Consider the following 20,143-nt stretch of genomic DNA (forward strand, 5'->3'; position numbering starts at 1 on the left):
CAACCGCTGGCGCGCCTTGCCCTGGGCATCCTTCGCATTGCCGCGCGCCACGGTTGTTCAGATGCTGTTGATACTCCATTAGCTACCGTTGGGAATGATATGTCCGTCATCAAAGAACACACGGCACACCTGGCTGCCGCCGCCCACGCCCTTGCGGCCATCCGGAACGCCTCGGCGTATGCGTTGATTACGGAACGCGAGGTGGCTGGCAAGATCGCGTGGTCCATGACCTTGCATGCGGCGCAGCAGGCACTGTCGACGGTACAGGATTGCTGCCAGAGCTTTGCCCTGGGCGAAGCGCCCGGCGCCCCGCATTGCGGGGATGAGGGCGTGCACATCGACGCGCATTTCGCTACCCTCCGGCACAGCATGCAGGCGCTCGCCTCGCTCGGCTTGTGGGCCAAGAGCGAGCTGGCGGCACAGAAGGTCCTGTGGTTACTGCCTGCCATGCAGAGCGGTTGCCAGCGCCTCGAAGGCCAGGTGCTGCCGGCGCAGTGGGATTGTCCCGAGCTGCCCGGGCGACCCGAGCAGCTGGAGATCGTCGACTACGTGCGCTATGAGCTGGACCGTGATTATCCGCGCAGGAAATTGCACCAGCAGATTTTCAATGTGGAAGTATGCGCCGGCGAAGTGTGCGCCATGCTGGTGCTGCGATTCCCGGAGTTGCCGGGCGCCGTGGCCGAATCGCTGACCTTGCAGTGCGCGGAAGAATTCCGCCACGCGCAGCTGTTGCTGGGCGCATTGGCGAATGAGGGGGGCCGCATCGGCGAAACGCCGGTATCCCTGGGCATCTGGAAAAGCTGCCGGGCGGCGCAGAATGCGGCAGACTGCATCGGCCTCGAGCAAGTGATCGGCGAAGGCTTTTCGCTGGGTGCCGACCTGTACTATGCGGAGCTGTACCGTGCCATCGGGCGCGCTGATATTTCCCTGCTGCATGAATGCATTTATATCGACGAGGTCAACCACGTGAAGAATGGCCTGGCCAGTTTTCATACCCTGCTCGGTGCGCAGGCCGTGCAGCGTTTGCGCACCTTGGAAGAGTCGTCCAAGGTGAGCGTGATCGGCGGGCGGTTTTTCAATGCCGCCGCGCGCCAGTATGTCGGTTTCAGCGCGACGGAAATCGAACGCCAGCGGGACCGTTCGCAAGCGGTGGAGTTACCTGATCTGCAGGGGATGATGGAATGAATTTCGACGCAGCCCGCCAGTTGGTGGAACAACACATCCTGCCCGCCTATCCGCATGCCCAGGCGGCGATCATCGGCGGTTCCATCGCGCGCGGCCAGGGAACGGCCACATCGGATATCGACCTTCTGGTCCTGTTCGAGAACGTGCCGCATGCCTGGCGCGAGACGCTCAAGCTGGGCCGGCAGACGGTGGAATTGTATGGCCATGACTTGCGCTCCTTCGATTACTTTTGCCGCAAGATGGACCGTCCCGGTGGCCGGATCCCGATGGCGATGATGGTCATCGAGGGCAGGAATCTCTTGCCGCAGACGAGCGCGTCCGCCGCCCTGTACCAGCTGGCGCAAGCCATTTACGATGAAGGCCCGCCAGCGCTGACGCCCGATGCCCTGGCCAGCCGGCGCTATGAAATCACGACCTTGCTGGAAGACCTCGTTGACAGCACGGTAGCCGAGGAAACACTGGCGATCGCCACCAAGCTGTATGACGTGCTGGCCAATTTCGTGCTGCGTGCCGGGGGCGCGTGGAGTGGCGTCGGCAAGCATCTGGCGCGCCGGCTCAGGGCCCATAGCCCAGCGATTGCGGATGACCTGCATGCCGCCATGCGCGCGATCCTGCTCGACCCACCCGCCGGCAGGCAGGCGTTTGGCGACCTGGTCGCGCGTGCGCTGCAGCCGTATGGCGGACCCTTGCTCGACGGGTATACCCTGCATGCGCCGGCGGAATGGAAGAGTGACACGCCCGCGCTTGCCGCCTGAGACGGCTGGCACTGTGTTGATGCGCACGGTGCAGGGGCGGCCGGTACAGCTGTTCGGTTTTCCGCTGGTCTTCATGACCGTCCTGATCGACGTCCTGTGCGCGGGACTGGTGGCCCCTGTCTTGCCGCGCCTGTTGCTGCAATTGAGGGACAGTCCCGCCCAGCCCGTGTTATGGCTCGGTTATCTGGGGATGCTGTTTTCGCTGTCGCAAATGTTTGCCTTGCCACTGCTGGGCGCATTGTCTGACCGCTTTGGCCGGCGCCCGTTGCTGTTATTGTCGAACCTGGGTGTGGCCGTGTATTTCTTTTGCCTGGCGGACACTGAAACGCTGGGCCAATTGGTGCTGGGGCGTATCTTGTGCGGCATCACCGCCTCCAGCTTTGGCATCGCCTATGCATTTATTGCGGACTGTTCCGAAGGCGCCGCGCGCACCCGCGCGTTTGCCTCGATGGGCGCGGCGTACAGCATGGGACTGGTGGCGGGGCCGGCCCTGGGTGGCTGGCTGGGCAATATCGATGTGCGTTTGCCCTTCCACCTTGCCGGCTGGCTGTCGCTCGGCAATCTCCTGTATGGCGTGCTGGTCTTGCCCGAGTCTTTGCCTCCGGACAAGCGCGTTCCCGTCAGCTGGCGCATGAGCAATCCATTCGGTGCCGTGTTCGAGCTGGCCAGGCGTCCCGAACTGCGTTTCCTGACCCTCGCGTATCTGCTGGTGGCCAGCGCGCACTGGTCGATTTCCGTGGCGTTCGTGTTTTACACGCAACAGCGGTATGGCTGGGACTCCACCCAGGTAGGCTTGATGCTTGCCGTGCTGGCAGGCTGGGGCGGTGTGGCGCAGATGAAATGTGCACCGTTTCTGATGACGCGATACGGCCCGCGGCGCACGGCCATGCTGGCCTATGCCGGCTGCTGTACCGGCTTCTTGTGCCTTGCCCTGTCGCGCCAATCGGCGGGGGCGTACCTGGCCATTTTCCTGCTCGGCGTGGGAGAGATGGCCAACCCGGCACTGCAGGGTCTGCTGACCAGTGCCGTATCGGCGCGGCAGCAGGGCTGGCTGCAGGGCGCCGTCAAGAGTGCCGGCAGCCTGGCGGGGCTGGCGACACCGGCCCTGTTCGCCATGCTGGTCGCCGTTGATCCTGCCAGCCACGACAGCGGTGCGGCATTTGTCCTGGCCGCCATCCTGTTGCTGGCCGCCTGCCTGGCGATCGCCGCCAGCAAATACTCGGCTGGCAGCAAGCCGGCATGATGCGCATCAATGCGCTGCGGCTTCTTTGATGCTCATTTCCAGGCTGTAATTCGCCACCGCATTCCTGCGCGCCGCATTGCGCATCAAATACACCTGCACCGTGTACTCGCCATCGGCCGGCAGTGCCGCCTGGTAAGTGTTGCCGCTGGTCGAGCCGATGAACAGGGCTTCATCCTGGCCTTGCTGGCGGATGTTGAAGTAGTTCGATGGCTGATTGGTTTTCAGCTTGACGCTGAGGGCTTGTCCCGCCTTGCCTGACACCGTGTATTCGGCCGTGGAATAGCCCTTGATCTTGCCCTTGACCGTATGCGTGGCCTGGTTCGCCGTCAACGTCACGCTTTCCTTGTGGATGGGATCGGCGCTCCAGGCGGGCGTGGCAAAGACGAGTGCCGCCAGCAACAGGCTGGCGCGGATGGGCAGTGGACGATGCGGCATGCGGTTTTCCCCTTGAAGTGGACACCAGCGCGGTTGCTGGCGATGCTTGCCATCTTACGCCAGGCACAAAAACCGGCCGCGCACTGGTCGAAGCCGCGGCCGGTTTGCGTTGCGTCAAGCACGTTGACGCAAGCCTAATTGAAACTGACTTCCTTGCGGTTATCGCGCGAGACCCGGTCGATCATCTTGTTGTACGGATCGACACCCACCTCAAACGGTTTTTCCTTCACCGTGATGGTGATCACCGGGTCGCTGCCGGACAACATGCGCTTGTCGGTGAACACGACTTTTTCATCTTTCTCCTTGGCGCCCGGCGCGCGCGCGAAGATGGCGATTTCCACCGGCTCGTCATAGGCGCGCGCGCTTTCCTTGCCCTTGCCGTCGGACTCCAGTTTGGCCAGGTGCAACTGCATGGTGACATCCCACTGGCCATCCGGGCGCTTGACGGCCGTCGCTTGCGTGACGCGGTTGTCGTAGAAGACGATCTTTTCGAACAGGTCCGTGATCAGGGCTTGCTTGTCCTGCGGCGCTTCGGCGCGGATGTACGCCAGCAATTCCGACGAGGTGGTGAACGGCGCCTGCTGGTAGCCCTTGTCCTGCAGATAGCGTTTCAGGGCACGGTTCAGCGCCTCTTCGCCGAGCTCGTCGCGCAGGCGGTAGAACACCAGGCTGCCCTTGTTGTAGTGGATGTATTGCTGTCCTTCCACGCGCGCCAGCGGCAATTCCTCGATGGCTTCGCCGCCGCGTCCGCTCAGGTAGCGGTCCAGTTCATAGCGCAGGAAGCGGCGCATCTTGTCGCGGCCGTATTCCTTTTCCATCACCATCAGGGCCGAGTATTGCGACAGCGATTCCATCAGCATGCTGGCGCCTTGCACGTTTGCGCCGATCACCTGGTGGCCCCACCACTGGTGCGCCATTTCATGCGCCGTGACGTAGAACACATAGTCGATGTCATCCTTGTCGCGCAGGTCGGCGATGAAGCCGATGCCTTCCGAATACGGAATCGTGTTGGCAAACGACTGTGCAAAGCTCTGGTAGCCGGGGAATTCCAGGATGCGTACCTGCTTGTGCTGGTAGGGCGTGAATTGGGTCGTGTAATAGTCGAGCGACTTTTGCACGGACGTGATCATGCGGTCCGTGTTATAGCCGTGTTTCTTGTCGACATAGATTTCGATCGGCAAGCCGTGCCACTCGCCTTTTTTGACTTCCCAGCGCGCCGACAGGTAGGCAAAGAAGGGCAGCATCGGCTGGTCCATCTTGTAGCGGTAGTAGCGGCGGCCATCCTTTTCCCAACTGCCTTGCAGATAGCCGGGCGCCAGGGCGATCTGCTCGCCGCTGGTGGACACCGTCGTGTCGAAATGGATCCAGTCGGCATCGCCGCCCAGCACCGTGTTGTCATACGCGGAAGAGTCTTCCAGCTTGGCCATGCGCTGCGGCTCGCCCAGGCCACGCTTGCGGCGTTCATTGCGGTCCAGCAATTCCATTTCCTTGGCATAGCCGAAGTGGGGGAAAAAGGCCTGGTTGTTGAAGAAGCTGCCGTTCAGGTTGAGCTGGTCCGGCGCGCCGCTGTTGGTGAAACCCTGGTGCGTGACGGCCACCGTGAACTCCAGCGGCAGCGTGGCGCCCGGTGCCAGGGGCTGGGCCAGCTTGAGGATGCTGAAGCCGAGTTCCTTGTCGTCCAGTTCGACCTTGTGCGCGGGCAAGTTCAGCCATGCCGTTTTCAGCTCGGGGTCGAGCTGGATGCGCAGGGTGTCGAGCGCTTGCGCCGTCTTGTTTTGCAGCACGTAGTGGCCCTTGATCAGCACCTTGCGTTGTTCAGGATAAATATCCACATCGGCCTGGACTTCCGTGATCTTCGGCTGCGGCAAGTGCTGGTACCGCTTGTACAATTTTTCGTAGCGCGCCTGCTTGTCCATGCCGATGTTCGATGTCTCGTACCGGTTCAGCACATTCGTGTTGTAGAAGATCCAGCTGCCCGTGCCTATCCAGCACAGCAGCACCGCTGCCAGCGCGGCACCCGTACGGCCCTGCAATCGCTGGCCTGCCAGGCGCACGCGTGCCCGCCAGCCGTTGGACAGGCCGCGCACCCAGAACGCTTGCGCCAGCATGACGAGGGCCACGGTAAACAGGCTCCAGTACAGCGCAAACCAGGCCCAGCCCGTCAGGAAGTGGCCATAGCCGTTCATGTCTGAATACTTGATGGACGGCGTGGCGGCGAAGTTGTACAGCTTGTGTTCGAAGTGCAGCATGCCCTGCACGGCTTGCGCCACCATCAGCAGGATCACCAGCAGGTAGCCGATGAACTTGTTGTTCGACAGCACTTGCAGGGTCAGGGCGCACAAGCCCATCAGCACGAAGAAGAGGGCGCCCAGCAAGGTGCCTTGCAGGTACAGTCCCAGTTCCACGGGCGCGCCGCCCTTGACGAGCTGGAAGCCGATGGCCGTGAGGACGCCCGCCAGCAGGTAGCCGGCGATGACGCCGATTAAAGCCGTGCATTTGGCCAGCAGGGGCACCCAGTCGGGCACGGGCATGGCGTCGCCGACGTCGGCGATCCTGGCTTGCCGTTCCTTGAAGATCAGCTCGCCTGCATAGAAGGTGACGATGATGATCAGGAGGAAGCTGAAGCTGTTGCTGATTTGCTGCAACAGCAAATGCGTCATCGGATACACGGCCGTGCCATACATGTTCTTGTCGACATTGGCGGCCGCGATCAGGTTGATCATGCCGAACAGCAGCATGACGAGGAAAGGCAGGCTCTTGAAGACGCCGGCGGCGTCGAAGCGCAGGATGTGCCACCACTGGCGCCAGGCTGTCGCGGCAGTAAATGCGGGAGTGCTGCGCGGCAGGTGCAGCGGCGCCGTGACGGCCGGTGCGGCAGCCACGGCCTTGGCCTTGCCGAACAGGCGTTTTCCCGTCCCCGTGCGCTGCGGCTTGAACAGCACGACGGTGGCGAGGAATAGCAGCGCCGTGATGCCCAGCCACAGCAAGCGGTTGGCCAGCAGGAAACCGGAAAACGGCGGCAGGCCCGCGTTCGATTCGGCGGAGGTGAAATAGCGCGTCATGCGGCCAAAGGCGCGCACGCCGAACGGGTCGAGCAGGACGGCAAGCCATTCGTTGTTGATGTCGCGGGTAAAGGCGCCGGCCACGGCCCACAGCACGAAGAATCCCAGCACGCCCACGTAGACGAGCATCATCGAACGCGTGGTGGCGGCCAGCAGCATCAGCAGGGCGCCGATGAAGAGCAGGTTGGGGATGACCAGGACGGCGAAGCTCCACGCATAGGTGTGCAGCGAGAACGCGCCCACGCGCTGGGGATCGACCCATGGCATGAGGGGCCCCAGCATGGTGGCCAGGGCGATGGCGACAAAGATCACCAGGCAGGCGACGAAGCCGGCGCCGAAGCGGCCGAACAGGTAATCCCACTTGCGCATGGGCGTGGCGAACAGCATGTCGGCCATGCCGACTTCGCTATCGCGCAACACGGCGCCGGCGATGAACACGGTGACGAGAAACATCGCCAGCAGGCTGAAGATCCCCAGCATCTGCGCCACCACGGTGGGCGCATTGCGGTTGATATTGCCGATGGCGCCGCCGATCTGGATCGAATCGCTGCTGCTGGCGCCAAAGGCCATCAAGGCCATGACGGCGGCAAATACCCACAGCAGCGGCTGTTTCAGCTGATAGCCGAGGTCAAACTTGAAAAATTCCTTCCACATGGTGTGCTCCTTACGCCGCGACGGCGGATGGTGCCTCAGCGGGAACGGCAGCGCCGTCGCGGGCCGCGTTGCGCACGTGCAGGAAGTACACGTCTTCCAGGTCCGGAGCGATCTGCACGAAGCCGCTGTCGGGCTGGCTGTCGGCATACACATTGATTTGCGGTTTGCCGCCCACCAGGCGCGTCGACAGCACATTGTGCGACTGCTGGTACTGCGCCAGTTCTTCCATGCTGACGCTGCGGCGCCACACCTTGTTGTGCAAGGTGTCGATGGCCGCCTGCGGCTCGCCCTGCACCAGCACTTGACCCTTGACGATCATGGCCATGCGCGGGCACAGGTCCGTCACGTCGTCGACGATGTGCGTCGACAGGATCACCACCACCTGCTCGCCGATCTTTGCCAGCAGGTTCAGGAAGCGGTTGCGCTCATCCGGATCCAGGCCGGCAGTGGGCTCGTCGACGATCACCAGGCGCGGCGCGCCCAGCAGTGCCTGGGCGATGCCGAAGCGCTGGCGCATGCCGCCCGAATACGTGCCCAGGTTGCGCTTGCGCGCTTCCCACAGATTGGTTTGCTGCAACAAGGCTTCCACGGCTTCCTTGCGCGGCCCCTTCTCCGTCAAGCCTTTCAGGACGGCAAAGTGGTTGAGCAGGGTTTCCGCACTGACCTTCGGATACACGCCGAAATCCTGTGGCAAATAGCCGAGCTGGCGGCGCAAGCCGGCCTTGTCCTGCAACACATCGACGCCGTCGAAATGGATGCTGCCGCTATCGGGATCTTGCAATGTCGCAATGGTACGCATCAGCGAAGACTTGCCTGCGCCATTCGGCCCCAGCAAGCCGAACATTCCATTGGGAATTTCCAGGCTGACATTGTTGATGGCCTTGACGCCATTCGCATATGTTTTGTTCAGCTGTTTGATCTTTAGCATGCAGCACTCTCCAGGACATGGGTCTAAAAGCCGGCAGATGCGTGCCTGCCGGCCTGTGGAAGGGGATCCCCCTTGTTTTTATCAGCCGCGATGGCGGACGTTACTTAAAAACAATAATGTATATGCAACTGAAAGGAAAAGAATGGTTTTGCGACCAAGGGAGGAAATGCAGGCATGAAATGCCGGAGAGCGGGGATGAGTGACGGTGATAAGATCGCGGACTGGATCAACGCCATCGTGCGGGAAAGTTCTTCATGCATGCAATAAACAAGGTCATCGCGTTGCGCGCCATTGCCCCGGGCGAAGAGGGCGCATTGGCGCGGCTGTTCCAGCTCTACTGTTATGACAATTCCGCCTGGAGCGGCGAGGCGCTGCTGGCCGACGGCCGCTATGAGGTGTGCGATGCGGGGCTGGCATCGTATGTGCATGGCGTCGGCCACACGGCCAGCTGGATCGAGGTCGATGGCGAACTGGCCGGTTTTTTCATCACGGAGCCTGGCATGGCGGGCGAGCTGGCCGTGCAGGAGTTCAGCGACTTTTTCATCCTGCAGAAATACCGGCGCCGGGGCGTGGCGCTGGAAGTGGTGCGGCGCGTGCTGCTGGACAGCGCGCAGACGTGGCTGGTGGCGACGTTTCGCGACGATGCCGCTGCCTGCGAATTCTGGCGGCAGGCGTTTGCGCGCCTGCCGTTTGCCAGCGTCGAGGCGTGGGACGATCCGGACTTGCCGCAGTTCCAGCTGACTTTGCTGAAACCGGCGGCTTGAACCCGTTTAGAAGCGCACTTTCACATACGCCGACGGCCCCGTCAGGCGCACGTTCAAGTCGGCATCGCGTTCGCTGTCGCGGTGCAGCTTGATTTTCGAGATGCCGTAATCGGCCACGAAGCCAATGTTCTTGAACGGAAACCATTCCACGCCAATATTGCCGCCGTAGATGTGGCCATTGATGCGCCCGCCATTTTTCTTGATGCCCGACGCTTCCGCATACATGCGCAAGTCTGGCGTGAAGGCGTGGCGCCAGCCCACTTCCAGCAGCGGCGCGAACGCGTGCTCGCCGATGGAGTCGCGCGCCGTGGCCGTTTCGCCATTGACGACGCCGGTGGCCGTGCCGTTCAGGTTGGCATTGTAGTAGGCGGCACCCAGGCCGATGCCGAAGGTGTCGTTGCCGCTGCCCAGCCACCAGCGGTAGGACATCTTGGCCAGGTCCAGCTTCAGGTCGGCGTCCGCCTTGGCGGTGCCGGAAACCGGCTGGCCATTGATGGTGGTCTGGCCGGTCAGCGTTGGCGTGTAGGATTTGTCGTAGCGGTAGTAGTCGAATGCCAGGGCATGATGATCGCCGATCAGCAATTCGGCCTTGATGCGGGGAATGGTGGTGCGGCTGGGATTCGATTCGGGCGCGTCGATGCGGCCAAACTGCGTGTCGGCGCCGACATTGATGCGCGGATCGGCGGAGAACGCTCCCACCGAAATGCTGACACGGTCCAGGGTGGGCGACGGTTCGGCCCGCGCCGTGGCGGCGGCCGTGGCAATGCCCAGCATGCCCAGCATCATGGCGCCGCGCAAGGCGAGGTGGTGCGGGCGTGGTGGGGACAGGCGGGTGGACACGGACATGGCAAACATGGGGCTACTCCTCAAGATAAAGTGAAAACTGTCGCGATGCTTTGGGCAACAGTGCAATGAGGAAATGGTAGCAATTGTTACTTTTAAATTACGTAGCCGCACGTCGCAAGTGGCCGTCGGACTTGTCCTACCGCCGGTAAATCCACTGTAACGACTGGTAAGGAAGGGATGGAAACGATGCAGGAAATCATGGAACTGGTGACGCCGCGACTGGTGCTGCGGCAATGGCGCGACAGCGACCTGGTGCCGTTCGCGGCCCTGAATGCCGATCCCCGCGTGATGGCATATTTCCCGGCGGCCCTGTCGCGCGACGCCAGCGACGCCATGGCGCGGCGCTGTAGCGGCTGGATCGACGAGCGGGGCTGGGGCTTATGGGCCGTTGCCTTGCGAGCAAACGATGCCTTCATCGGCATGACGGGCTTGCATATTCCCGCTGCGCAACTGCCATGTTCGCCGTGCGTGGAAATCGGCTGGCGCCTGGCGTTCGATTACTGGGGACAAGGTTACGCGCAGGAAGCGGCGCAGGCCGCCCTGCAGGCAGGTTACGAGCGTTTGCAGCTGCCGGAAATCGTCGCGTTTACGGCGCTGCCCAACGTGCGCTCGAGCGCGCTGATGGCGCGTCTGGGCATGCGCCGCGAGGCCGCCACTTTCGAGCATCCGGCCTTACCGCCAGGACATGCATTGCGCACGCATTGCCTGTATCGTCTGACGCGTGCAGAATGGTTGCACAGGGAGGTAACATGAGAATCGCCGCTATTTCCGATATCCACGGCAACCTGGATGCGCTTGAGGCCGTGCTGGACGACATCGCCCGGCGTGGCGTGGACGTGACTGTCAACCTTGGCGATATCGTTTCGGGCCATTTGCAGCCGCGCGCCACGGCGGCGCGTCTGATGGCGCTCGACTTGCCCACCATCCGCGGCAACCACGAGCGCCAGTTGCTGGGCGATCCGGCCCGCATGGGCGTCTCGGATGCCTATGCGCGCGCGCAACTGCTGCCGCAGCAGCTGGACTGGATCGCGGCGCTGCCGGCCACCGTGCGCCTGCGGCAGGACGTGCTGCTCGTGCATGGCACGCCCAGCAGCGACCTCGTATATTTTCTCGACAGCGTCACGCCGCAAGGCAGCCGCGCGGCCACGCCGGAGGAGGTGGCCGAACGGGCCGGTATGACGGACGCGGCCTTGATCCTGTGCGGCCATACGCACATGCCGCGCCAGGTGCGCCTGCCCGATGGGCGGCTGATCGTCAATCCGGGCAGCGTGGGCTTGCAAGCCTACGACGACGACCATGGTTATCCGCACGTGATGGAAAACGGCACGCCGCATGCCCGCTATGCCATCGCCGAACAGGGAAGCTATGGTGCCTGGACGGCGCAGCTGCATGCCGTGGCATATGACTGGGAAAAGGCGGCCCGGCTGGCGCTGGCGAATGGGCGGCCCGACTGGGTCACGCCTTTGCGCACGGGCCGGGTCGGCTGATTAGCGGAACTCTTCCGCCACCAGGTTGTACTTCTGCATCTTGTGATACAAGGTCTGTTTCGGCAAGCCGAGCACTGTGCTCACTTCGCTGACGTTGCCGGAATATGCGCGCAGTTCCTGTTCGATCAGCGCGCGTTCGAAGCCGTTGACCTGTTCCGCCAGCGACAGGGGGCTGGCCAGTCCGGCCGCCAGCAGGCTCGAGGCGCCACCGGCGATGCCCAGCACGAAGCGGTCGGCGATATTGCGCAACTCGCGCACATTGCCGGGCCAGGAATGCGCCATCAGGTTGCGCATCTGCGCGCTGGAGACGACGGGTGCGGCGCGGTTGTAGCGGGCGGCGGCGGCCAGCACGAAGTGCTCGAACAGGATGGGAATATCCTCGCGCCGCTCGCGCAGTGGCGGCAGATGCAGCACGATCAGATTCAGGCGGTAGTACAGGTCGCTGCGGAATTTCTGTTGCTGCGACAAGTCTTCCAGGTCCAGCTTGGCTGCCGCGATGACGCGCACGTCGACGGGCGTGGGCACGTTCGAGCCCAGGCGCTCGATATAGCGTTCCTGCAGTACGCGCAGCAATTTGACTTGCAGGGACAGGGGCAGGCTTTCGATTTCGTCGAGGAAAAAAGTGCCTTGATCCGCGTGCTCGATCTTGCCCACCTGCCGCTTGGCCGCGCCCGTAAACGCGCCCGGTTCGTGGCCGAAGACCTCGCTTTCAAATATGCTTTCCGGAATCGCGCCGCAGTTCACGGCGACGAAGTTGTGCTTGCGGCGGTGGCTGAAGTCGTGCAGGCAGCGGGCCACCATTTCCTTGCCTGTGCCCGTGTCGCCATAGATCAGTACGTCGGCCGGTTCGTCCGCAACGTCGAGGATCAGGCGCCGTATGTCGCGCATTGCCACGGAATTTCCCAGTAACCGCGCTTCGATGCCGCCGCCGTCTTCCAGTTGCCGGCGCAAGCTGTGCACTTCCAGGGTCAGGCGCCGCGTTTCCAGCGCGCGCAGGATGACGTCGACCAGTTGCTCGGACGAATACGGCTTTTCGATGAAATCGTAGGCGCCCGTGCGCATGGCGTGCACGGCCATCGTGATGTCGCCGTGGCCCGTGACGAGGATCACGGGCAGGTTGGCATCGAGTGTCTTGACCGCTTGCAGCAATTCCAGGCCGCTCATGCCGGGCAGGCGCACGTCGCTGACCACGATGCCGGGAAAATCCGGCGTCAGCAGTTTATAGGCCAGCTCGGCCGAGTGAAACGCCAGCACGTCCAGGCCGGCCAGCTGCAGTGCCTGCTCGCTGCCCTCGCGTACGGTGGGGTCGTCCTCGACCAGCAAGACCTTCAAGCCGTCAAACATGTTTTTCCTCCTGCGTTGCAATCTGTAGTTCGATGGTGAAGATGGCGCCGCCGCCGGGGGCGTTCTCGGCGCGCAGCACGCCGCCGAACTGGCGCGTGATCTGTTCGGAAATGGCCAGTCCCAGGCCCAGACCCAGGCCTTGCGGCTTGGTCGTGAAGAACGGTTCGAACAGGTGTTCGCACACTTCCGTGGACAAGCCGGGCCCCGTGTCGGCCACGTGGATCAGCACGTGCTCGGGCGTGCATTCGACGGCCACGCGCAGGCTGCGCACGTCGCTGCCATTCATGGCGTCGAGCGCATTGGCATACAGGTTCACCAGCACCTGCTCCAGGCGGTTGCTTTCGCACATGGCGAAAATATCTTCGGGCGGCAGTTGCAGTGTAAAACGCACATTTTCCACCTGCAGCCGGCGTTCGACGAGAAACAGGGCGTTGCTGATCGCCGTAGGGATCGAGACGGAGGTCAGGCTGGTGGTCGACTTGCGCGCAAAAATCTTCAATTGGCCCGTAATGGTTCCCATCCTGGCCGCAATTTGCGAAATCTTCGCCAGATTGCGCCGCGCGTCGTCGAGCCGTCCCCGTTCCAGCAGGATGACGGCATTGTCGGACATGGTGCGCAGCGCCGTCAGTGGCTGGTTGAGTTCATGCGTGATGCTGGCCGACATTTGTCCCAGTACCGCCATCTTACCTGCTTGAAACAGTTCGTTTTGCGTGATGTGGAGTTTTTGCTCGGCCTTGCTGCGCACCTCGATTTCCTGGCTCAGGCTTTGCGTCATGGCATTTAGTTCCGAGGTGCGTTCCTCGACCATGGCTTCCAGGTTGTCATAGGCATGCTGCAGATCTTCGCGGGCGCGCAGTTTTTGCGCCACGGCCGCGCGGCGCTGGCGCAGGTAAAAGAACAGCAGCATGAAAAAGCCCAGCAGCACGCAAGAGAAGGCGGCCGCCGCGCGCGCGCTGGCCTTCGCTTGCGCCAGGTCGGACAGGTAAATAAATGTCCAGCCTTGCGGGGACTTGAGCTTGATCTGCGTCATGACGCTCGAGCTGATCTTCGGTGGCGTGTCGGCATGTTCCTGTTCGCGCACACTGATCACGCGCGCCCCATTGCCCAGCTGGCGGTCGGAAACGAAGGGGATGGCTGCGAGCTGCTTCGAATAATACTGGCGCGTGCGGTTGAGTTCCTCGACGATCGCGGGCGACAGCGGCGCCAAGGTCTTGTACTTCCAGTCCGCCATGGAGCTCAGGAAGATCACGCCATGCTCGTCGGCCAGCATGACCTTGTCGGCGCCTTGCACCCAGCGTTTTTCCAGGTTTTCCAGGTTCACCTTCACCGTTGCCAGGCCCAGCATGTGGCCATTCTGGTAGATGCCGTGGGCAAAGAAGTAACCGGGTTCCAGCCGCGTCGTGCCCACGCCATAGAAGCGGCCCGGGGTGCCGCGCAACGCGTCCTGGGCGTAGGGGCGGAACGAGATATTGTCGCCAATAAAGCTGTCGGGCTGCTGCCAGTTGCTGGCGGCCCGCGTGTTGCCGTCGAGGTTGCTGATAAAAATGGTCGAGGATTTTGCCTGGTCATTCATCTGCTCGAGGTAATGGTTGACCGTATCGACCAGCACCGGGTCTTCCGGGTGCTGCAGCAGGCGAATCACGTCGCGGTTCAGCTCCAGGGTCTTGGGCAGGAAGTCGTATTTCTCCAGCGCATTTTCCAGGCTGCTGACATACACTTCCAGGCGTTGCGCACCGCTGGCCTGCAGCTTGCCGATGGCGATGCGTTCGGTCCAGAAATACACGAGCCAGACGGTGGCGAGACAGGCGGCCAGCACCACGCCCCAGGCCAGCGTTTCGCGGCCCGACCGTTGCGACAGGCGCTGGCGCCAGGAAAGGGAGGGTTTCGTAGTACTGCTATTCATAAAATCAGCTGCCAACTTGCAAGAACCCACAGTATCGCATTTAAATATTGCGTAAAAAGAAAAAGCCGCCGGATATGCATCCGGCGGCTCACACTTCTATGTCACGGACAGCTCGACGTCCTTAGAAGGTATGGCGCATGCCCAGGTTGAAGCCGCTGTTGCCGGTGCCATTGTCGGTGGCATTGCCGACGACGAAGGTGGCGCCGTTCTTGTTGCTGATGTGGCCGTAACCGGTGTACAGGTCGCTGCGCTTGGACAGGGCGTAGAACGCGCCGATGGCCCATTGCTGGGCGTCACGGTTGGCATTGCTCTTGTCGTTGTGGCGGATGTATGACGCGACCAGCTTGGTGGCGCCGAACGGTGCGCTGAAGCCGACCAGGATGTCGTTGCTCTTGCTGTTGTCGAGGGCGCGGTTGTCGGCGTAGCCGAAGTTACCTTGCAATACGCCAAAGTCGTAGCGCGTGGCCAGCAGGGTGTTGCGCGTTTGCTGGGTCGCCAGCGCATTTTCCTTGCGGTGGTGCGTCAGGGTCACGTTCAGCGGGCCATCGATGTAATGCACGGCGCCGCCCATGCTGCGGTTTTTCGAATTGTCGCCAGCCACTTCGCCAAAGCCATACGCCAAGTCGGCCGACAGGTGGCTATAGGTTGGCGTGGTGTATTGCACCATGTTGTCAACGCGGATATTCGTCGCCATCAGGTTCGATGCCGTGCCGGCCAGGCCGATGACAAACGGATCGGCCACGTCGCGCAGGGCCAGGTAGTACGGCGAATATTGGCGGCCCAGGGTGACGGCGCCGGCGCTGCCGGTCAGGCCGACATATGCCTGGCGGCCGAACAGCAAGCCGCCCTGGCCCGAGGTGCCGGTGTCGATATTGAAACCGCTTTCCAGCACGAAGGTTGCGGCCAGGCCGCCGCCCAGGTCTTCCTTGCCTTTGAAGCCGATGCGCGAGCCCGAGGCGACGCCGGAAGCGACGCGGTTCAGGCGGTCTCCAGCCGCATCCTTGTCGAACACCAGGCCGGCGTCAGCCACGCCATAGATGGTCACGCTCGATTGGGCCAGCGCGCCGCCGGAAGCTGCGCCAAGGGCCAGCAGGGTAAACAGGACTTTTTTCATGAAAATCTCTCTAATAAGTTGGGATGACTACTGATCGCACTACCTGACTGCTTGTTACTCAACATGGACAACAAATAAATGGCCCGCTTGTGGCGGGCCATGGCGCTATCAGGCTTTGCTAGCGTGATCCGCTTCGCCCCAATGGCTTTCCGTGTTCTGGCTGGCCGCGTTGGCCGCGGCTGCTTCTTCCTCGGTGGCCAGGCCACCTTCCCACTTGGCGACGACGGCCGTGGCGACGGCATTGCCGACCGCGTTGGTTGCCGAACGGCCCATGTCGAGGAATTGGTCGACGCCCATCAGCAACAGCAGGCCCGCTTCCGGAATATTGAACTGGTTCAGGGTAGCGGCAATCACCACCAGCGAGGCGCGCGGTACGCCGGCCATGCCTTTCGAGGTCAGCATCAGCAGCAGCAGCATGGTGATCTGGGTGCCGATCGACAGGTCGATACCATAGGCTTGCGCAATGAACAGCACGGCAAAGGTGCAGTACATCATCGAGCCATCGAGGTTGAAGGAGTAGCCCATCGGCAGCACGAAGCTGGAAATCTTGCGGTCCACGCCGAACTGATCGAGCGCCGTCAGCAGTTTCGGATACGCCGCTTCCGAGCTGGCCGTCGAGAATGCCAGCAAGAACGGTTCGCGGATCAGGCCGACGAGCTTGAAGATGCGCGGACCGATGACGACGAAGCCGGCGCCGATCAGCAGGGCCCACAGGCACAGCAGGCCTACGTAGAAGCCGCCCATGAACTTGGCAAACGTGACCAGCACGCCCAGGCCGTGGGTGGTGATGACGGAGGCCATGGCAGCGAACACGGCCAGCGGGGCCAGGTTCATGATGGTGCCGGTGATGCGCAGCATGACTTGTGCCAGCTGGTCGACGACGGCCGTCAGGGTCTTGCCCGATTCGCCCAGGCCGGCCAGTGCGCCGCCGAAGAAGATCGAGAACACCAGCACTTGCAGGATTTCATTGTTGGCCATGGCCTCGATCGGCGACTTCGGCACCAGGTGCGTGAAGAAATCTTTCAAGGTGAAGGCGGCCGTTTTCAGATTCGTCGACGCGTGGATGTCCGGCAATGGCAAACCGAGGTTGGTTCCCAGCTGCATCAGGTTCGACAGCACCATGCCCAGCGCCAGCGACACCAGCGAGGCAACGACGAACCAGCACATGGCTTTCAGGCCGATACGGCCCGCCGTCTTGCCGTCGCCCATGTGGGCGATACCGACCGTTAGGGTGGAGAACACCAGCAGCGCAATGATCATCTTGATCAGGCGCAGGAAGACGTCGGTGACGATGGAAATATTGCCAGCGATCTGAGCGCTGAGCTTGGCATCAGGGAAGGCGGTGTTGCATCCATAGCCCACGGCAATGCCGAGGATCATGGCAATCAGGATGTACAGGGTTAATGGCCGTTTCTTTTTCATTTTGACTCCTCCGGTGAAACGCCGCTGTGAGCGGATTATTGATAGCGAGCAACTCAAGCTTGGAGTCAATATTTCTCAAAAACAAGCCCTTGCGTGCCAGCGATTATTTGCAGCAAAACCTGTACATAGCAAAGGATATGCCTGAAATGGGAATTTGGAACCTAACTTCTTAAGTTGTTGATTTAAGGAAGCTTTTTTGTTGTTTAGATGTCGCAACTTCGCATGCTTGCGCGAAATATTGGACGCGGCGTGATATCGCTGTATGACTTTTCATACGCTAGTCGCGGCAGGGCGGCGGTGCGCCAAAAAGACAAGATTGGCAGGACAATAAAAAAGCCCCTCCGAAGAGGGGCTTGATGTGACGCAATGCGTGTTCTCTTGACGTTAGAACTTGATATTCGCCGTCAGACTGAACGAACGTGGCTGGCCCGGGGTGTAGCGGAAGCCGGATTTGTTGATGGCCGCCACATAGGTCTTGTCGGCCAGGTTGTAGGCGTTCAGCTGCAAGTCGAGGTTCTTGTTGACGGTATAGGTTGCCATGGCATCGAAGACCCAGTAGGCATCCACGCGGGCCGGCGTGCCGACGGCGCCATCGGTGCCGCGCAGCATTTCACCCACGTAACGCGCGCCGCCGCCGATCTTCAGGCCGAACGGCAGGGTGTACGAAGTCCAGCTGGTGAACGCCTGTTTTGGCGTGTAGGTGAGGTTCTTGTCGCCGCTGGCCGTGAAGACCTTGTTCGACTCGACCTTGGTATTCATGCGCGTGTAGCCGGCGCTGACCAGCCAGTTCGGCATGATCTCGCCCACCACGCCCAGTTCCAGGCCTTGCACGCGCTTCTTGCCGGTCTGGTAATAAATGGTCGAGATCACCGGATCCTGCTCCACTTCATTCTTGACGGTGGTCTGGTAGACGGCGGCCGACAGCGACAGTTTTTGCTTCAGGAAGTCCCACTTGGTGCCGATTTCCTTGGTGATGGTTTCCTGTGGGTCATAGTTCGGGTTTTGCGCGCTGCTGGCGGCGGCGCTCAGGGCGAAGTTGACGCCAGGTGGCGCTTTCGACGTGGCCAGCAAGGCGTACACGCTGCTGTCCGGCGTCGGCTTGTACATGGCCGAGATCTTGCCGTTGGCCAGGGTGTCGCTCAGGGTCAGGTGGGTAGGAATCGGCGTGCCCACTGGCAATGGCTGTACCGCAGGCGCAGTCACGGCCGTTTGCAGGGTGATGGCGTCATACGTGGTATTGAAATGGTCGAAGCGCACGCCGCCGTTGAACAGCCACTTGTCGCCGAATTTGATGGTGTCGAAGACATACAGGCTTTGCGTGTTGACTTCGCCTTCCGTGAAGGCGCCGCTGCGTACGGGGTTATGGCCGGTGACGGTGTCACGCGGATTCGGGTTGTACAGGTTCGCTGCCGGCAAGGTGCCCAGGCTGGCGGGCACATAGCTGTAGTTGGTCTGTTTTTCGCTGGTGAACTCGGCGCCGGCTACCAGGGAGTGCTTCAGCACGCCCGTGTCGAATTGCGCGCTGACCACGGTCTGGTTGGTCAGGATCGTGTTTTCCTGGTCCTTGACGGTGCGCAGCGAGCGCGCCAGGGTCCAGGTCGACGGATTGTCTTTCACTGCGCCAGCTTTGTCAGTATTCAGGTTGGCGGTGTTGGCCATGAAGGCCGTCAGCAGGTAGTCCTGCTGGGTCTTGCCGTAGCGCGTAGTGTTCTGGATTTGCACGTTCGGCGAGAAATCATGGTCGATGCGCAAGGTGCCCATGTCGGCCTTGATCTTGTCGTAGTCCGAGGTGGAACCGTAGAAATTCTTCGGATCGACCTTGGCCGCGCTGTTCAGGTAGGTGCGGATGATCGGTTTGTCCTTCGTTGGGACGTCCGGCGTCGAGTAGCCAGGCAAGCCGATGGTCGGCACACCGCCGTCGGGCACGTTGTTTTGATCCACGTGCAGGTAGCTGGCCGTGATGCGCGTCGGCTTGCCGATACCGAAGGTGACGGTGGGCGCGAAGGCCCAGCGCTTGTTCTTGACTTCATCGCGCGCCGCGTTGCCGCTGTCCTGCGTCATCAGGTTCAGACGCAATGCCGTGCCGGTATCGCTGTCGAGGATGCGGTTCCAGTCGGCCGTGGCGCGTTTCTGCTTGCCGCTGCCCGCCGTCAGCTGGGAATTGAATTTGTTTTCCATGGTGGCCGTCTTGCTGACCAGATTGATCGAGCCGGTCGGCGAACCGCGGCCGCTGTCCGTGCCCGCCGGGCCCTTCAGTACATCGATCTGCTCGATGTTGAAGACGTCGCGCGAGATGGAACCCACGTCGCGCACGCCATCGACATAGATGCTGCCGGATGAATCAAAGCCACGCATGTAGACGGCGTCGCCCGTGTTGGTGTTGCCGTTTTCACCGAGGAAGAAAGTGCCGACGCCCGGCGTGTTGCGCAGCGCATCCGTCAGGGTCAGCGCGCCTTGCTGTTCGATCAATTCCTTCTTGATCACGACGATGGTTTGCGGCGTATTGACCAGCTCTTCCGTGTATTTTGGCGACGAGGCTTTTTCGGCCTTGAAGTCGTTTTCCTTGGAACCAATGACCTTGACTTCGTTCAGGGTTTGCTGCGATGCGGGGGCGCTTTGGCCGGCCGGGTCTGCCGCCTGGGCGGCGACGGGCAGCAGCATCACGGCCAGGGCGGCGCCGATGTGCTGGTTGAAACGGGTTGGGGCGTGTTTGCGGCTCTTGATTGCCATCTTGCTCTCTCGATAAGGTCAGGTAGTGGTTCCTGGCTGGCTCTGCGCCGCTGTGCTTGGGCACGCGGGCAAGTGGCTGGCGATGGAGACGGAATAGGCCGTATTGTAATAACTGGGCGCTATTTCGTAAATGAGAATCGTTATCAGTATCGTTTACGCAACGGATTGGGTGTGCCGCAAAAAAAACACTGTCATGGCCCATGAATGCTTGCTTTGCGGCCTGGCCGCTGCTATGCGCGCAGGCGTCCGCCGGCGGGAGTATGATGAGCAA

General features: G+C 61.7%; 15 protein-coding genes. 6 read left to right on the top strand and 9 right to left on the bottom strand.

From position 1 onward, the window contains the following. Positions 1-99 precede the first annotated feature (99 nt). The 3 genes from CSQ91_RS27420 to CSQ91_RS27425 are packed head-to-tail and all read left to right on the top strand — an operon-like array spanning position 100 to position 3,183. A complete protein-coding gene (locus CSQ91_RS27420; RefSeq protein ID WP_099390162.1) occupies positions 100-1,185 on the top strand; it encodes a DUF455 family protein in 1,086 nt (361 codons plus the stop codon). After that, entirely contained in the window at positions 1,182-1,940 is a 759-nt protein-coding gene (locus CSQ91_RS28815; RefSeq protein WP_143451107.1) for a nucleotidyltransferase domain-containing protein, read from the top strand. The genes CSQ91_RS27420 and CSQ91_RS28815 overlap by 4 nt, the downstream gene beginning before the upstream one ends. Further along, positions 1,915-3,183, top strand: a complete 1,269-nt coding sequence (locus CSQ91_RS27425; protein ID WP_180278528.1) for an MFS transporter — start codon at positions 1,915-1,917, stop codon at positions 3,181-3,183. The genes CSQ91_RS28815 and CSQ91_RS27425 overlap by 26 nt, the downstream gene beginning before the upstream one ends. Positions 3,184-3,189: 6 nt before the next feature. Here CSQ91_RS27425 and CSQ91_RS27430 read toward each other — a convergent pair whose 3' ends face one another. From CSQ91_RS27430 to CSQ91_RS27440, 3 genes are all read right to left on the bottom strand, one after another. After that, positions 3,190-3,618, bottom strand: a complete 429-nt coding sequence (locus CSQ91_RS27430) for a hypothetical protein (RefSeq protein ID WP_099390164.1) — start codon at positions 3,616-3,618, stop codon at positions 3,190-3,192. Positions 3,619-3,752: 134 nt separating this feature from the next. Next, positions 3,753-7,334: an ABC transporter permease/M1 family aminopeptidase gene (locus CSQ91_RS27435; RefSeq protein ID WP_099390165.1), complete on the bottom strand. Its 3,582-nt coding sequence runs from the start codon at positions 7,332-7,334 to the stop codon at positions 3,753-3,755. Between the two features lie 10 nt (positions 7,335-7,344). Then, positions 7,345-8,262 carry an ABC transporter ATP-binding protein gene (locus tag CSQ91_RS27440; RefSeq protein WP_070280125.1) on the bottom strand — a complete coding sequence of 306 codons (918 nt, stop codon included), beginning with the start codon at positions 8,260-8,262 and terminating at the stop codon, positions 7,345-7,347. A gap of 254 nt (positions 8,263-8,516) precedes the next feature. Between CSQ91_RS27440 and CSQ91_RS27445 the strand changes: the two genes are divergently transcribed. Next, positions 8,517-9,026, top strand: a complete 510-nt coding sequence (locus CSQ91_RS27445; protein ID WP_143451108.1) for a GNAT family N-acetyltransferase — start codon at positions 8,517-8,519, stop codon at positions 9,024-9,026. 6 nt (positions 9,027-9,032) lie between these two features. Here the strand turns inward: CSQ91_RS27445 and CSQ91_RS27450 are convergent, their stop codons facing one another. Continuing rightward, positions 9,033-9,881, bottom strand: a complete 849-nt coding sequence (locus CSQ91_RS27450; RefSeq protein ID WP_099390167.1) for a MipA/OmpV family protein — start codon at positions 9,879-9,881, stop codon at positions 9,033-9,035. 168 nt (positions 9,882-10,049) lie between these two features. On the opposite strand from CSQ91_RS27450, the gene CSQ91_RS27455 reads away from it, so the two are divergent. Both CSQ91_RS27455 and CSQ91_RS27460 read left to right on the top strand, forming a co-directional pair. Next, positions 10,050-10,625 (top strand): GNAT family N-acetyltransferase, encoded by a 576-nt coding sequence (locus tag CSQ91_RS27455; RefSeq protein WP_373630598.1) that lies wholly within the window; start codon positions 10,050-10,052, stop codon positions 10,623-10,625. Next, positions 10,622-11,359: a metallophosphoesterase family protein gene (locus CSQ91_RS27460; protein WP_099390168.1), complete on the top strand. Its 738-nt coding sequence runs from the start codon at positions 10,622-10,624 to the stop codon at positions 11,357-11,359. The genes CSQ91_RS27455 and CSQ91_RS27460 overlap by 4 nt, the downstream gene beginning before the upstream one ends. Here CSQ91_RS27460 and CSQ91_RS27465 read toward each other — a convergent pair whose 3' ends face one another. The 5 genes from CSQ91_RS27465 to CSQ91_RS27485 form a co-directional block, all read right to left on the bottom strand. Further along, a complete protein-coding gene (locus tag CSQ91_RS27465) occupies positions 11,360-12,703 on the bottom strand; it encodes a sigma-54-dependent transcriptional regulator (protein ID WP_099390169.1) in 1,344 nt (447 codons plus the stop codon). Further along, positions 12,696-14,606 (bottom strand): sensor histidine kinase, encoded by a 1,911-nt coding sequence (locus CSQ91_RS27470; protein ID WP_034781230.1) that lies wholly within the window; start codon positions 14,604-14,606, stop codon positions 12,696-12,698. Before CSQ91_RS27470 ends, CSQ91_RS27465 begins: the two co-directional genes overlap by 8 nt. 121 nt (positions 14,607-14,727) lie before the next feature. Continuing rightward, positions 14,728-15,720 (bottom strand): porin, encoded by a 993-nt coding sequence (locus tag CSQ91_RS27475; RefSeq protein WP_099390170.1) that lies wholly within the window; start codon positions 15,718-15,720, stop codon positions 14,728-14,730. Positions 15,721-15,828: 108 nt separating this feature from the next. Further along, positions 15,829-17,142 (bottom strand): dicarboxylate/amino acid:cation symporter, encoded by a 1,314-nt coding sequence (locus CSQ91_RS27480; protein ID WP_034781235.1) that lies wholly within the window; start codon positions 17,140-17,142, stop codon positions 15,829-15,831. Between the two features lie 384 nt (positions 17,143-17,526). After that, on the bottom strand, positions 17,527-19,872 hold the full coding sequence (locus CSQ91_RS27485) for a catecholate siderophore receptor Fiu (protein ID WP_099390171.1): 2,346 nt from the start codon (positions 19,870-19,872) through the stop codon (positions 17,527-17,529). Positions 19,873-20,143 lie beyond the last annotated feature (271 nt).

Origin of the sequence: Janthinobacterium sp. BJB301 (assembly GCF_002735685.1) — a bacterium.
GTDB lineage: Bacteria > Pseudomonadota > Gammaproteobacteria > Burkholderiales > Burkholderiaceae_D > Janthinobacterium > Janthinobacterium lividum.